Below are 13,787 nucleotides of genomic sequence, written 5' to 3'. Positions count from 1 at the left end.
GTGCTGGCCACGATATGGTCGGCCGGGACGGTCAGCTGCACGTCGTAGTCGCCGAATTCGAGGGTGAATTCGCCGGCGCCGAGGAACTGCTTGTGCTGCCAGCCGTAGACGTCGTAATAGGCCGCCATGCGCGGGAACCAGTGCGCGATTTCGAACAGGTCGTTGTTGTCGTCGAATTTTTCGTAGCCGGTGCGCCCGCCCTGGACCTTGGCGTCGTTGATGTTGAAGCTGAAGTCGATGGAAAACGACAGGCGCGCGCCCGGCTTCATCGGCTGCGGCAGGTCGATCCGCATCATGGTCTTGTTGATCGTGTAGCGCAGCGGCTTGCCGTCCGCGCCCTTGACCGCGCCGATGGCGAAGCCGCCTTCGAAGAGCGGGTTCTCGATGAGCGAGCGCATGCCCTCGAAGCGCATGCCGTCTTCCTCGCTGCGCGCCTTGGCCCAGGCCTCGCGCGAGGCCACCGTGGCCGACATGCGCGCGTCCGAATCGGGCTTGAAGATATTCTGGTCCAGCTGCACCCACAGGTAGGACAGGGTGTCGGGCGAGTTGTTGTGGTAGGTGACCGTTTCGGTCGCGCTGATGGTGCGCCTGTTTTCGTCGAGGCGCGCGCGGATGGTGTAATCGGCGCGCTGCTGCCAGTAGGCGTGGCCGGGAGCGCCGGCGGCATTGCGGATCGTATTCGGCGTCGGCAGCACTTCCTCGAGCTGGCGGAACTTGTCGTCGAACGGTTCGGCGGCCGAGGCGATGCCCGACACGAGGAACAAGGCGGCTAGGCTGACCGGCATACGGATCATGTTTTCCCTGACTTTTCTCGTGAAAAAGAGGAAGTATTCTAAACGTACCGATTAGTCAATTGTCTCAGGGAATTGTAAAAAACCTGAAACATACACGCGGCGCGGGCTATGATTGCCGAGGCTGATTGTTGCGGCGACCAGGGCGCGGGGAGGCGTGGGGAATGGACATGAATTTCAAGGCAAGCATCCTGATCGTGGATGGCGTATCGGACAAGCTTGTGCTGATGGAAGAGCTGCTGCAGGAACGCTACCACGTGCGGCTGGCGCGCAGCGGCGAGGACGCGCTGCGCATTGCGCAGCAGGCGCCGCGGCCGGACCTGATCGTGCTCGGTGGCGCGCTGGCCGACGGCGACAGCCTGCGCGTGTTTCACGGCTTGCGGTGCCAGGTCCTGAGTAACGACACGCCGGTGATCATGCTCATTCCCGAGGGCGGCGCGCAGCTGGAAGAATGTGCCTGGCGCGACGGCGTGGCCGACATGGTGCAGCTGCCGTTTTCGCCGGCGGCGCTGCTGGCGCGCGTGGCCACGCAATTGCGGCTGCGCGCGGCGGACGGCATGCTGCGCGACCAGCACCGGCATTTCGAGCACCTGGTGGCCGAGCGCGTGCGCGAGGCCGGCTTGATGCAGGATGCCACCGTGCTGGCGATGGCGGTGCTGGCCGAATCGCGCGATCCCGGCGTCGGCCAGCATCTGCTGCGCACGCAGCGCTACGTGACGGCGCTGGCGCGCGAGCTGCGTTTTGTGGCCGCCTACACGGCCGAACTGACCAACGAGCATATCGCGCTGCTGCACAAGGCGGCGCCGCTGCACGACATCGGCAAGGTGGGCGTGCCGGACGCGGTCCTGCTGAAACCGGGCAAATTGAGCGACAGCGAATTCGCGCAGATGAAACTGCACACGGTGTACGGGCGCGACGCGATTGCCGGTGTCGAACGCACGCTTGGGGGCAGCAACGGCTTTTTGCGCTGCGCGCGCGAGATCGCCTACTCGCACCAGGAAAAGTGGGATGGTTCGGGCTATCCGCAAGGGCTGGCGGGCGACGCGATTCCCTTGTCGGCGCGGCTGATGGCGGTAGCCGACGTGTACGACGCCCTGATCACGGCGCGTGTGTACCGGCCGGCGTTCACGCACGAAACGGCGGTCGAGCTGATCCGCCAGGGCCGCGGCGAACACTTCGATCCCGACGTCGTCGACGCCATGCTGGCCATCGAAGACCGCTTCAAAGCCATCGCCGCCGAATTTCCTCCCCCCAAACCGGGGTCAGAGCTTTAACTTGCAACATTTTTGTTTCCTGACCGGGGGCAGATCTCCGAATCGACACATTTTCTGTAAGACCTGCTGCAGCATCCTCTGGACTCCCCTGGCGAAAAGCTAAAAAAGTAGGATCTATGGCGGTTTTGGCAATTGTTTCGAGTCGGAGGTCTGACAGGTCTGACGCCGCTTGGGCAATGTTTCTAATTAAAGCTCTGACCCCGGTTGTAGGAGGTTTGGAGGGGAGGCTGTAGGAAGTTGTGGCAGGCCGGAAGTGTTGTTGGGCCGCGCCATTTGTGCGATTTCCGCATGCCAATATGCTATAGTAAATTCGCATACCCGGGCCGCGCCCGGCCCTCGGTACAACGTGGAGCGAACCGATGCGGACTCAAGGATACCTGGCCTTCGTAGTCGGTATTTGTCTGACCATGTGGACCTGCGTTGCCGTACTCGATGCGCAGCAGGCGCGCATCGTGGCCGCTTTCCAGCGCGATGCCGACAAGGTCGCCACCGACACCAACGTGCGCCTGCAAACCTATTTCGACATGCTCCTCAGTATCAAGGGCGCTTTCGCCGTCAACGAGCAGGTCGACCGCGCCCAGTTCGCCCGCTTCGTGCGCGAACTGAACCTGACCACGCGCTACCCCGGCTTCCAGGCGATCCAGTTCGTGCGCCATGTGCCGGCCGCCGACCTGGCGCGCTTCACCGACGCCGTGCGGCGCGATACGCGCCTGGTCGCCGAAGGCTATCCGACGTTCGCCGTGCATCCGGTCGTGGCGCGCGCCGAGCACTTCATCGTCGAATACACCGAGCCGCTCAAGGGCAACGAGATCGCCTTCGGCCTCGATCTGGCCGCGCTGCCGCCGCACCTGCAAGCGGTCGAAGCGGGGCGCGACAGCGGCGAGATCGTCGCCACCGAGCGCATTACGCTGGTCCAGGACGACAGCGGCCAGCCCGGTTTCGTGGCGCGCGCGCCGGTGTACCGCCAGAACATGCCGCTCACCACCGTGGCCGAACGGCGCGCCGCGCTGGTGGGGCTGGTGGCGATCGTGTTCCGCGTGAAGAACCTGATGCACGAGGTGATCGAACCGGCGCTGCTGGACCAGATGGCGTTTCGCATCCACGATGCCGGCAACGTGAGCGATGGCGCGGCCGCGCCCTACGCCGCTTCGAACGTGATGTTCGATACCACCCGCGCCGACAGGCCGCCGCTGCCCGGCGTGCAGACCGAGGCGCGCCTGAATGTGGCCCAGCGCCAGTGGGTGATGCGCTTCGAAGCGCTGCCGGGGAGCCGCTACAGCCGCGATGTGCGGCCGGTGCTGGTGATCGCCGCCGGCGGCCTGGTGGTCAGCACCCTGATCGCGGCGCTGATGATCGCATCGCGCCGCAGCCGCACCCTGGCGCAGCAACTGAGCGTGACGCTCGACGAGCAGCGCGCCTTCCAGGACAGCGCCAATGTCGGCATCGCGCTGTTCTCGCACGGAGTGATCATGCGCTGCAACCGCGGCCTGGAGGAGATGATGGGCTACGCGCAGGGCGAGCTGGCTGGCTGCCAGACGCAGGTGCTTTCGCGCGCGGCGACGGCCGGTGCCGCCGATCCGTTTGCGGTCGATCCGCACACCAGGCGCTGGCAGGGCGAACTGAAACTGATGCGCAAGGACGGCAGTACGATCTGGTGCCTGATCAACGGCAAGGCGCTCGACGCCGCCGACCTGTCCAAGGGCGGCGTGTGGGTTATCCAGAATATCAGCGACCGCAAACACACCGAGGCGGCCCTGGTCGACGCCAAGGATGGCCTGGAACACAGCCTGGCCGAACTCGAACAGCAAAAGGCCAACGTGGAAACCGCGCACCGCGACCTGTCGACGGTGCTGGCCACGCTCAAGCAGGCCCAGACCAATTTGATCACCTCGGAAAAAATGGCGTCCCTCGGATCGCTGGTGGCCGGCATCGCGCACGAACTCAATACCCCGATCGGCAACAGCCTCCTGACCGCCACTGCGCTGGCCGACATGGTGGCCGACTTCGAGCGCAAGTACGCGGACGGCGGCATCAAGCGTTCGGCGCTGGAGGCGCACATGGCCGATACGCGCCTGGCCTGCGACATCATGGCCAGTTCGCTGCGCCGCGCGGGCGACCTGATTACCTCGTTCAAGCAGGTGGCGGTGGACCAGACCAGCGACCAGCGCCGCCGTTTCGACCTGTGCGACCTGGTGCGCGACACGCTCGCCACGTATGCGGCGCAGCTGCGTCGGGCCAATTGCGAAACGCGGGTCGACGGGCCGGCCAGCCTGCCGCTCGATTCCTATCCGGGCAGCGTGGGGCAGGTGCTGTCGAACCTGATCAACAACGCGCTGCTGCACGCGTTCGAAGGGCGCGGCAGCGCGCTCATTACGATCACCGCGCGCGAGATCGAGGACGACAAGCTGCTCCTCATTTTCAGCGACGATGGCGTGGGCATGCCACCCAAGATCCTGCACCAGGTGTTCGATCCGTTTTTCACGACCAAGATGGGACAGGGCGGGTCGGGGCTGGGGATGAATATCGTCTACAACATCGTCACCGGCATGCTGGGCGGGAGCATCGAGATCGAATCGACGCCCGAGCACGGCACCAGCGTGACGATCCGCATTCCGCGCAAGGCCCCCAACCGCGAGAGCGAGGCGGCCGACGTGAACATGCTGCTGATGTAGCGATGTCCACTGCGGTGTCCACTTCGATGTCCACTTCGGTGCCAGGTCTGACATTCGGACACGGCCTCAAGCATTATGCGGTCGAGTTCGTGTCCACCTCGGTGCCAGGTCTGACATTCGGACACGGCCTCAAGCATTATGCGGTCGAGTTCGTGTCCACCTCGGTGCCAGGTCTGACATTCAGACACGGCCTCAGGCATTACGCGGTCGAGTCTGTGTCCGGATGTCAGACCTGGCACCAAAGTGGACAGAATGTCAGACCTGGCACCAAAGTGGACAGGCACCAAAGTGGACATTTTGCGGTCGAGTTCGTGTCCGAATGTCAGACCTGACACCGAAGTGGACAAAAGTGGACAGAATGTCAGACCTGGCACCAAAGTGGACAGGCACCAAAGTGGACATTTTGCGGTCGAGTTCGTGTCCGAATGTCAGACCTGACACCGAAGTGGACAAAAGTGGACAGAATGTCAGACCTGGCACCAAAGTGGACAGGCACCAAAGTGGACATTTTGCGGTCGAGTTCGTGTCCGAATGTCAGACCTGACACCGAAGTGGACAAAAGTGGACAGAATGTCAGACCTGGCACCAAAGTGGACAGGCACCAAAGTGGACATTTTGCGGTCGAGTTCGTGTCCGAATGTCAGACCTGACACCGAAGTGGACACGGCCTCAGGCATTACGCGGCCGAGTCTGTGTCCGGATGTCAGACCTGGCACCAAAGTGGACAGGCACCAAAGTGGACATTGTGCGGTCGAGTTCGTGTCCGAATGTCAGGCCTGACACCGAAGCGGACACGGCCTCAGGCATTGCGCGGCCGAGTCCGTGTGCGAAGGTCAGACCTGGCACCGAAGTGGACCGTGTCCGAATGTCAGACCTGACACCGAAGTGGACACGGCCTCAGGCATTACGCGGCCGAGTCCGTGTGCGAATGTCAGACCTGGCACCGAAGTGGACAGTGTCCGAATGTCAGACCTGGCACCGAAGTGGACACGATGGCGCCGGGACATTCCGGTTCAGGCGGCGTAGCGCTCGCGCAGCAGGCGCAGCATCGCCACGTTCTGGTCCCAGGCGTCCGACAGCGGCTCGCCGCTGAACGGCATGGTCTGGGTGTACGGCACCGGGCCGAATTCGGGCGTGATGGTCATGGTCGCGGCTCCGGCCGCGCGCCGCAACGCCACGATGCGGTCCCACCATCCAAGATGGCGCGCCAGTTCGGCCGCGAACTGCGGCGCGCGAAAGTCGCTCACCTGCGGCCCCTGCGCATGGCCGACGCGCGCGTGGATGTGGCGCACGTGCGGCAAGGTCGCATCCAGCGTGGCCGGCTGGTCCTCCAGCAGCGACTCGCAGGCGCAGCACCAGTGCGACAGGTCGGCCGTCAGTTCCAGTTCGGGCAGCGCGCGCAGGTAGGGCAGCAGCAGCATCGGGTGGCCGGAAAAACGGCTGCGGTGGATCTCGTGCACGATCGGCACGCCGTGCTCGCGCGCGATGCGCCCGGTCAGCGCGATCAGTTCCAGGTTCTGTTCGTGCGTGTAGAAGTCCTTGCCGGTGTGCGTGTTGACCAACAGCGGACGCGCGCCGCAGGCGTTGGCCAGGTAGCCCGCCAGCGCATCGCGGTGCGCGTCGAAGTCCGCGTGGAACACGGTTTCCCACTGCTGCGCGATCAGCAGCAGGCCGGCGCCGGCGATGCGCGAGGTCCAGTCGTCCCTTTGTGCGGCGTCCAGCGGCAGCGACATTTCAATGCCGTCGAAGCCGGCCGCCTTGACACGGTCGATGAAGACGGCCGGTTCCAGCTCGTTGCTGCCCCAGTGCGGGGCGAAGATGCGGATGTCCATGATTTATTCGAAGCCACGCACCGGCAGGCTGGCGTCGCGCTGGATCCAGTTCTGCGGCGAGTAGGCGGTGGCGCCGTCGGTCGCGTGCAGGGTGTACGCATGGCGCGACACCGGCGAGCGGTTCGGCGCGCTGTAGTGCGGCAGCAGCCCGTGAAAACATACCAGGCTGCCGGCTTTGGCTTCCAGCGCCACGGCGGTGCTGTCGTCCGGCCACGGCATGGTATCGAGCGTTTCCATCCTGATGTCGTCGCCGTTGCGCACGAAGCGCTCGCGCAGCGGGCCGCGATGCCCGCCCGGTTCGACCCACAGGCAGCCATTCTCGATGGTGGCGTCTTCCAGCGCGAACCAGAAGGTGGTCACGCTGATCGGGGTGGTCTCGAAAAATGTCGCGTCCTGGTGCCAGCGCACTTCGCCGCCGATGCCGGGCTGCTTGAAGATGTACATCGATTGCCATACTTTCGGATCGGCCAGGCCGAGGTCGCGCGCCACCGCGGCCAGCTTCGCATCGCGCGAAAACGCCTCGAACACCGGGTCCAGGTCGTGCAGCGCGTGGCCGATCTTGTTGATCGACAGGGCTTTTTCCTGGCGCAGCTGGCCGTCCGGACCGAAGGCTTCTTCTTCGAAGAAGCAGCGGATGGTGTTATCCGAACGCAGGAAGTATTCGTCGGTGGCGGTGGTCTGGTCGCGCGTGGTGAAGATCGAGCGGCCCTGGCCTGGATCGAATTCGTTGACAATCTCGCCGGCGCGCTGGCGCAGGCGCGCGATCTCGTCCATCGTCTTGAAGCCGGGGACGACGAGGTAGCCGTCGCGCCGGAATTGGTCGCGTTGTTCGGTACTGAGCATGGGTGTGGCTCCTGCCATGATGGAAGCTGCCATTGTAGGACCGGCCAGGATACCGGGCAATCGCCCGATCGGTTGACAGATTGTCGCCATCGGGTTGACAATCGCCCGCATGGATCAACTGCGCGCAATGGAAATTTTCGTCGAGGTGGCGCGCCTGCGCAGCTTTTCGGCCGCCGGGCGCCGCCTGGGGCTGACGCGCGCCATGGTCAGTAAACACATCATGCAGCTGGAGGCGAAGCTCGATGCGCGCCTGCTGCACCGCTCGACCCGCGACGTGAGCCTGACCGAGGCCGGCGAAGCTTACCTTGCGCCCTGCCTTGCCACGGTGGAGCAGGCGCGCGAGGCGGCGCGCGCCATCAGCCCGGCCGGCGCCGCGCTGGCGGGCGCGCTGCGGATCCAGGCGCCGTCCGGCTTCGGCAGCGCGTGGCTGGCCGACGCGGTGGCGCGTTTCAGCCTGCGCCACCCGCTGCTCACGCCTTCCTTGTTCGTCGACGATGCGCTGCTCGACCCGATCCGCCATGGCTTCGACCTGACCATCCGGGTGGGCGGCATTCCGGACAGCAGCGGCCTGGCCATGCGCCGCCTGGCGCCGTGCCGAGGGGTGCTGTGCGCCAGTCCGGCGTATCTGGACAAGTGGGGCGTGCCGCACACGCCCGAGGATCTGCTCGCGCACCAGTGCCTGCACTTCAGCCACCTGACCGACGGCACCAGCTGGCATTTCACGCGCGCGGGCGAGCGCCGCACCGTGCGCGTCAACGCCGGTTTTACGGCCAATAACGGGCTGGTGCTGCAGCAGGCCGCCGAGCGCGGGCTGGGCATCGTCTACAACACCACCTTCCTGGCGTGGCAAAAGCTGATCGATGGCGCCCTTTTGCCGGTGCTGCCGGAGTGGGAACTGCCGCTCAACGACCTGTCGGCCCTGTACCCGGCCAGCCGCCAGCTCTCGCCCAAGGTGCGTTCGCTGGTCGACTTCCTGGTGGAGGAGTATCGCGTGGCGCCGTGGGACCTGGCGCTGGCGCAGGCGGGTATCCTGAACTAGCTTACGCCCCGGCGCCGACCTGCCAGGCGCCGTCCTGGTAGACCAGTTCCTGGTCCAGGTACACGGCGTCGGTCACGGCGAAGATGTCGACGTGATAGCGCGCATCCTTGCGCTTGAAGCCCGGCTTGGGGTAGACCCCATGCTTGGCCCCCAGCGACAGGTGGATGCCGCACATGCGCTCGTAGGTGCCGATGTCGTTGACGCGGCGCTCGCGCGTAAAGGCGCGGTTCATGCCGAAGCCGAGTTCGCGCACCCAGACTTCGCCTTCCTCCAAACGGATGATCTCCAGCACGCGCTCGAATTCCGGCGTGGCGTCCTCCGTGCCGACCACGCGCCCGCGCTCGATCACCAGCGTGATCGGGGTGTCCGGACGGTTGACCATGTACGAGGTGTCGCCGAAGACGTGGATGCGCACGCGCCCGTTGACCGCTTCCAGGTCCTGCGCTTCGGTGAAGACTTCGCCGATCGGGAACTGGCCGCCGACGTTGTTCATGCCGCTGTAGTCGCCCACATTGAGCTTGGCCGATTCGAACGGCGAGGCAAACACCAGCGTTTCGCCGCCGCTGTGCAGCACGCCCATCGAGGCGCTGTCGATGCGGCGCTTGAGCGCCTTGCCCACGCCGCGATAGTAGGCGCTGTCGTAGGCCAGCGATTCGATGTAATGCTCGCCCTGCGAGCCCGGCATGCGCGACAGGTGCACGTGCTCGATCACTTTCAGTCCCAGCTTGAACAGCTCGACCCGGATGCGGAAGGCTTCCAGGCGGAAGTTGGTGGACTGGATCAGCACCACCAGGTCGTGCGCGGCCATGTCCTTGAAGGCGGCCAGCACCGCGTCGGCGCAGACGGTGTCGAAGTCGATGAAGAGGCCATCGGGCAGGTTGCGCCGGTAGCCTTCGGCCAGCGCGCGCGCCAGGCCGCAGCGGCAGTCGTACACCACCAGCGCGCGCCGGGACGGGCCGTGTTCGACTACGGTGGCGAGCACCTCGCGCAGGTGGGCGGCGGCGGCGTCGACGGCGTGGGCGGGAAGGTCGCCACTGGCGGCGGTCAGGTCAGGGGAGGTCATGGTGCAGTGCAAGGTATCGGATGGCGTCCATTATACGTGGCCGGTTTTGCTTATGAGCCACACTTCCTTATCGAAGCAATAATGCTTTGCATAATTTATTGCGATTGCCGCGCGGTCATATGTTAACGTCGGATAAAACTACACGGTTCAAGACCGGGCCCATCCATCTGACACACACCAGGAGATAAAGATGAAATCGCTGTTCAAGAAACTGATGTTCGCGGTCTTTGCCATCACCCTCGCTGGCGCCGCCAGCGCGCAGGATAGCGCCAGGCGCGGCACCGCCGACGAAGCGGTGGCCATGGTCAAGAAGGCGAGCGCCTATCTGACCGAGAACGGGCGCGAGAAGGCGATCGCCGCCTTCAACGATCCGAAGGGAGAATTCATCAAGGGCGATCTGTACGTGTTCATGTTCACCTTCGACGGCACCGCGCTGGCGCACGGCCAGAACGCCAAGATGGTGGGCAAGAACCTGATGGACCTGAAGGCCGGCGAAGTCTATCCGATCCGCGAATTCATCAAGATCGCCAAGAGCCCCGCGGGCACCGGCTGGTTCGGCTACAAGTGGCCGAACTCGATCACCAAGGCCATGGAAGAGAAAAACACCTACATCGAACGCAATGGCGATGTGCTGATCGGCGTCGGCACCTATAAATAGCCTCCGGCCCGCCCCTTGAGATACCGGGAAACGGTACCCGGCAAATAAACCGCGTGTGCAATCTGTTTGCGCTATGATTTGAAGAGCAACCGGCCCGCATCGACGGGCCGCGACTTCATACATATATGGCGGCAAGCGACATGGCACACCGATGGGAAACGCCCGGCAGCATCTGGCTGGAAGACGAACACACGGCGCAGTTTGAACTGGCGTCGAGCGAGGGACTTGGCCGCATCGAACGCCAGGCGCAGTCGCGCGGCCGCCTTCCCGACATCGCCCACCTGCTCGGCGCCTCGCTGCCGCTGGCCTGCGACTGCTCGCCCATCTATCCCGAAGGTTTCGCCTTCTGCCCCACCTGCGGCGCGGCGCTGGACAAGCTGGCCGGCCGCGCCAGGACCCCGCCCGACTGGTGGGGGCCGTGGTCCGACCAGCTGCTGCCGCGCCATGTGCCGCACGGCCTGAACGTGACGTCGCTGGCGCTGGGCGACAGTGTCGAAGAACGCCCCGCCGCGCCGGCTCCCGGCCGTCCGGACGCGAGCATGCCGGCCCCGCCCAATGCGCACTGCGTGTTCGCGGCAGGCACCTACGGCTTTCCCGCCCAGCGCCTGATCGCGCTGGCCCACGCCCGCAACGTGCTGCAGTACTGGGACCCGCTGGCCCGGGCCTGGCATGTCATGGCGCCCGAAGACAACGGGTCCGACCTGACCTTCAGCGCGCCGGCCGCGTCCTACGCCTGGCTGCCCGCGCCGGATCCGCGCCGTGGCGAAGTGGGGCTGGTGCCGACCGACCGTGGCCTGCGCCGCCTGTTCATCAATCCCGTCAGCGAGACCTACCGCACCGAGACCGTGTTCGACGGCCTGCTCGCCAGCGCGCCCGGCGCCATGCGCCGCCACCTCGCCTGCTTGGTCAACGGCGAGAGCGGCACCCGCCTGTGGAGCGCCGGCAGCGACATGGGCAATCAGCTGGTCTACGAATGCGACGCCCCCGCCGGCCAGTGGGCGCGCCCGTTCGGCTACGACGGCAAGTTGTTTTGGCTGCACGCCCAGGGCCAGCTGGTATGGCAGCCGGGCGCGCCGCCGCAATGGATCGCCTGGCCGGCCGGATGGTCGCCGCGCCAGCAGTTCGGCGGCCCCACCCAGAGCCGCGACGGCCGCCTGTGGCTGATCGGCCATGACGGCCAGGCTTACTCCTTCCTCGAACTGGGCAAGGCCGCCCCCCAGCGCGAAGAACTGAGCGGCGCGCGCCTCGGTTTCGCCAGCCTGCTGTTCCGGCGCGGCCATGCGGTGGTGGGCGAGCCGTGGGGGCAGGAGCACGTCGAAGATCCGCACGACGATGACGCCATGGTGCTGCCGCTGCTGCGCGGCTTCAATAACAACCGCAGCCAGCCCAGCGGGCTGGTGCTGCGCTTTCACCAGTACACCGGCATGGCCGAAGATGCGCTGGCCGGGCGCATCATCGCGCGCACCACGCTCGAATGGATCGGCAAGCGCAACGTCATCCTCGACGACATCGCGCGCCTGGCGCGTCCGCTCGACTGCGTGCCCTTCGTGTACGACAACTGCCTGTGGCTGCACCATCCGGACTGGAACCAGGTGCGCGGCTGGCAGCTGGACGCGCTGCCGTGACGCGCCGCTTTGCCCGCCTGGCCGCCGGCGCCGCGCTGCTGACCGCCAGCGCGGCCGCGGCGGCCGGCTCGCACGTCTTCCTGGTCCAGAATTCCGGCTGGATGGAGCCGTTCTACACCGACCCGGCGTCGCCCTTCAAGCCGCTGGTGGCCGAAATCGTCATGGCCGCCACGCGGGCGGGCGACCCGATGGTGCTGGCCGCGTTCAACCAGGGCGTGCCGGGCGCGCCCTCGCCCAGGGCGCTGCTTTCGCTCAAGGTGGACCCGGTGGCCACGCGGCGCGAGGTGGTCAAGGCGCTGGCCGCGCTCGACGTGGCGCGCAAGCCGGGCAGCACGGCGCTGGCCGACACCGACCTCAATGAGGCGGTCGATTCGGCCATCGGCACGGCGCTGGGCGGCAAGCCGGGCCTGGTGTGGCTGGTCACGAACAACCGCAACAGCCCGAACAACGACCAGGCCACGGCGCTGCGCAACCGCGATTTTTATCGGCTGATTCACCGCGGCGACGCGATCGGCAAGGCGCTGGCGTTCCCGCTGCAGATGCCGGTGCAGGGCGCCCAGTACCGCGCCAATGGACTGATGCTGTACGTGTTCGCGGTGGGCGAGCAGGGCGCGCGCGAGCTCGATGCGCTGCTGGCGTCGGGCCGCCTGCAGCGCGTCGTCACCGAACCGCCCGCGCGCCTGAAACCGCTCGACCGCGACACCGTGCGCCTGTTGCCGCGCAAGGTCAGCGACGCGCCGGGCGTGTCGTTTTCGATGACGCCGGGCGGCGTGCTGCACGCCGACGTGGATGCCGACACGCGCGCGCCGACCGCAAGGATCGAGTGGAACCTGGAAAACGCCATGTACCCGTACACCATCGCCAGCGCCACCATCGGCGCGCGCTCGGTGCTGGGCGGCGAGGACCGTCCGATCGAACTGGCCAGCACCGAAGTGCGCAAGCTGGCGCCAGGCACAGGCGCGCCGCTGGCGTCCGTCATGCAGCTGCCGGTCAGGCAGCTGCCGGGCAAGTGGTCGATCGAGGCCATCACCTCGGCCGGCTCGGCCTATGTGCTGCCGGGGCGGATCGAGCTGCAACTGAGCGGCCAGCAGCTCGAACTGTCGCAGGCCTTCCGCCAGCGCATGGCGACGCTGTTTCCGGGCGACCCGCTGCCGGACATCTTCACGCCGCCGGCGCAGGTCAAGGGTTCGACCGCCGTGCTGCCGATCGAGGTGCGCGTGCACTACGGCGTCGGCCCGCTGGTGGCGGCCATCGGCGCCGCGCTGGCGCTGCTGGGCGCCGCCGCTGCCGCCATGCTGGCCATGGCGCGTCCGCGCAAGGCCTACGTGACGGTGGAAGACGAATTGCGCACCATGCACGCGCGCGCCGGCACCGTGCAGCCGATCTACGACAAGGCCGGCAACAAGGTAGCGCAACTGAAAACCACGCTGTTCGGCCACCAGCTGATCGACCTGCGCGAAGGTGCGCAGGTGCGGCTGGGCCGCTAAACTTCATCTCTATCAGGACCCTCTTCATGCAAAAAACCCAGGCCCCCGCAAGCCCTTCCGCCGATCCCGGCTTCAAGCTCCCGGGCGAGAGCGGCGCGCCGGCCGCGCAGCCGGCCAAGGACGCCGGCGGCGCCGTGACCACGCAAGCGCCGATCGAAGTCGCGCCGCTCGCCGGCGCACCCGTTACCGATACGTCCTCGCGCGACCTGGCCATCGGCGGCGCCGTGTTCCTGGTGCTGCTGATCGTGTACTTTTTCGTGCGTAACGCCTATGTGCACCACCTTGTGGTCAAGCGCGTGGCGCCGTCCGCCGCCGGCAGCGCCGGCTGGCTGATGTTCGTCGGCCTGGCGTTCGTGAGCGCGGCGGCGGTGCTGGCGATCGTCAACGCCAGCAAATTCCTCACCTTCGCCATCACCGCGCCGCTGGTGCTGGTGGGCCTGGCCGCCCTCGGCGCCGCCCTGTTCGTGGGCCGGCGCTGATCCGCCCCGCCGATTTAACGATTG

The 13,787-nt window shown here is 66.2% G+C and carries 11 protein-coding genes; 7 read left to right on the top strand and 4 right to left on the bottom strand.

Annotation, left to right across the window (positions count from 1 at the left end; translation table 11 throughout):
- A partial coding sequence (locus EJB06_RS18950) for a gluzincin family metallopeptidase (RefSeq protein WP_164557966.1) occupies positions 1 to 785 on the bottom strand: 785 nt, incomplete at its 3' end.
- A 176-nt stretch (positions 786 to 961) separates the two neighbouring features.
- Here EJB06_RS18950 and EJB06_RS18945 point away from each other — a divergent pair.
- Complete coding sequence (locus tag EJB06_RS18945; protein ID WP_126075566.1) at positions 962 to 2,065, top strand: HD-GYP domain-containing protein; 1,104 nt, start codon at positions 962 to 964, stop codon at positions 2,063 to 2,065.
- A 359-nt stretch (positions 2,066 to 2,424) separates the two neighbouring features.
- Positions 2,425 to 4,737 carry a CHASE domain-containing protein gene (locus tag EJB06_RS18940; protein WP_126075565.1) on the top strand — a complete coding sequence of 771 codons (2,313 nt, stop codon included), beginning with the start codon at positions 2,425 to 2,427 and terminating at the stop codon, positions 4,735 to 4,737.
- A 1,013-nt stretch (positions 4,738 to 5,750) separates the two neighbouring features.
- Here EJB06_RS18940 and EJB06_RS18935 read toward each other — a convergent pair.
- Entirely contained in the window at positions 5,751 to 6,569 is an 819-nt protein-coding gene (locus EJB06_RS18935) for a sugar phosphate isomerase/epimerase family protein (protein ID WP_126075564.1), read from the bottom strand.
- 3 nt (positions 6,570 to 6,572) lie between these two features.
- Positions 6,573 to 7,412 (bottom strand): phytanoyl-CoA dioxygenase family protein, encoded by an 840-nt coding sequence (locus EJB06_RS18930; protein WP_126075563.1) that lies wholly within the window; start codon positions 7,410 to 7,412, stop codon positions 6,573 to 6,575.
- 127 nt (positions 7,413 to 7,539) lie between these two features.
- On the opposite strand from EJB06_RS18930, the gene EJB06_RS18925 reads away from it, so the two are divergent.
- Positions 7,540 to 8,451 carry a LysR family transcriptional regulator gene (locus tag EJB06_RS18925; RefSeq protein ID WP_126075562.1) on the top strand — a complete coding sequence of 304 codons (912 nt, stop codon included), beginning with the start codon at positions 7,540 to 7,542 and terminating at the stop codon, positions 8,449 to 8,451.
- A 1-nt stretch (position 8,452) separates the two neighbouring features.
- On the opposite strand, the gene EJB06_RS18920 is transcribed toward EJB06_RS18925, so the two are convergent.
- Positions 8,453 to 9,514, bottom strand: a complete 1,062-nt coding sequence (locus tag EJB06_RS18920; RefSeq protein WP_126075561.1) for a M29 family metallopeptidase — start codon at positions 9,512 to 9,514, stop codon at positions 8,453 to 8,455.
- A 190-nt stretch (positions 9,515 to 9,704) separates the two neighbouring features.
- Between EJB06_RS18920 and EJB06_RS18915 the strand changes: the two genes are divergently transcribed.
- The 4 genes from EJB06_RS18915 to EJB06_RS18900 all read left to right on the top strand — a co-directional run bounded on the left by EJB06_RS18915 (position 9,705) and on the right by EJB06_RS18900 (position 13,763).
- Positions 9,705 to 10,172, top strand: coding sequence for a cache domain-containing protein (locus EJB06_RS18915; protein WP_126075560.1), 468 nt, complete (start codon positions 9,705 to 9,707; stop codon positions 10,170 to 10,172).
- A 140-nt stretch (positions 10,173 to 10,312) separates the two neighbouring features.
- Positions 10,313 to 11,797 carry a hypothetical protein gene (locus EJB06_RS18910; RefSeq protein WP_126075559.1) on the top strand — a complete coding sequence of 495 codons (1,485 nt, stop codon included), beginning with the start codon at positions 10,313 to 10,315 and terminating at the stop codon, positions 11,795 to 11,797.
- Positions 11,794 to 13,284 (top strand): hypothetical protein, encoded by a 1,491-nt coding sequence (locus EJB06_RS18905; RefSeq protein WP_126075558.1) that lies wholly within the window; start codon positions 11,794 to 11,796, stop codon positions 13,282 to 13,284. The genes EJB06_RS18910 and EJB06_RS18905 overlap by 4 nt, the downstream gene beginning before the upstream one ends.
- Before the next feature lie 26 nt (positions 13,285 to 13,310).
- The gene (locus EJB06_RS18900; RefSeq protein ID WP_126075557.1) at positions 13,311 to 13,763 is read left to right on the top strand and encodes a hypothetical protein; all 453 of its coding nucleotides are present in this window, start codon (positions 13,311 to 13,313) and stop codon (positions 13,761 to 13,763) included.
- Positions 13,764 to 13,787 lie beyond the last annotated feature (24 nt).

It is taken from the genome of Massilia atriviolacea (genome assembly GCF_003953935.1).
GTDB lineage: Bacteria > Pseudomonadota > Gammaproteobacteria > Burkholderiales > Burkholderiaceae_D > Telluria_A > Telluria_A atriviolacea.
Note: the sequence above shows the minus strand (reverse complement) of the source record. Positions and strands in the feature narration are given on the sequence as shown.

What these genes read in the sequence shown, in the direction of transcription:
- EJB06_RS18900 (WP_126075557.1), top strand. Translation starts at nt 13,311, where the DNA reads ATGCAAAAAACCCAGGCCCCCGCAAGCCCTTCCGCCGATCCCGGCTTC.
- EJB06_RS18945 (WP_126075566.1), top strand. Translation starts at nt 962, where the DNA reads ATGAATTTCAAGGCAAGCATCCTGATCGTGGATGGCGTATCGGACAAG.
- EJB06_RS18915 (WP_126075560.1), top strand. Translation starts at nt 9,705, where the DNA reads ATGAAATCGCTGTTCAAGAAACTGATGTTCGCGGTCTTTGCCATCACC.
- EJB06_RS18910 (WP_126075559.1), top strand. Translation starts at nt 10,313, where the DNA reads ATGGCACACCGATGGGAAACGCCCGGCAGCATCTGGCTGGAAGACGAA.
- EJB06_RS18930 (WP_126075563.1), bottom strand. Translation starts at nt 7,412, where the DNA reads ATGCTCAGTACCGAACAACGCGACCAATTCCGGCGCGACGGCTACCTC.
- EJB06_RS18920 (WP_126075561.1), bottom strand. Translation starts at nt 9,514, where the DNA reads ATGACCTCCCCTGACCTGACCGCCGCCAGTGGCGACCTTCCCGCCCAC.
- EJB06_RS18940 (WP_126075565.1), top strand. Translation starts at nt 2,425, where the DNA reads ATGCGGACTCAAGGATACCTGGCCTTCGTAGTCGGTATTTGTCTGACC.
- EJB06_RS18925 (WP_126075562.1), top strand. Translation starts at nt 7,540, where the DNA reads ATGGAAATTTTCGTCGAGGTGGCGCGCCTGCGCAGCTTTTCGGCCGCC.
- EJB06_RS18935 (WP_126075564.1), bottom strand. Translation starts at nt 6,569, where the DNA reads ATGGACATCCGCATCTTCGCCCCGCACTGGGGCAGCAACGAGCTGGAA.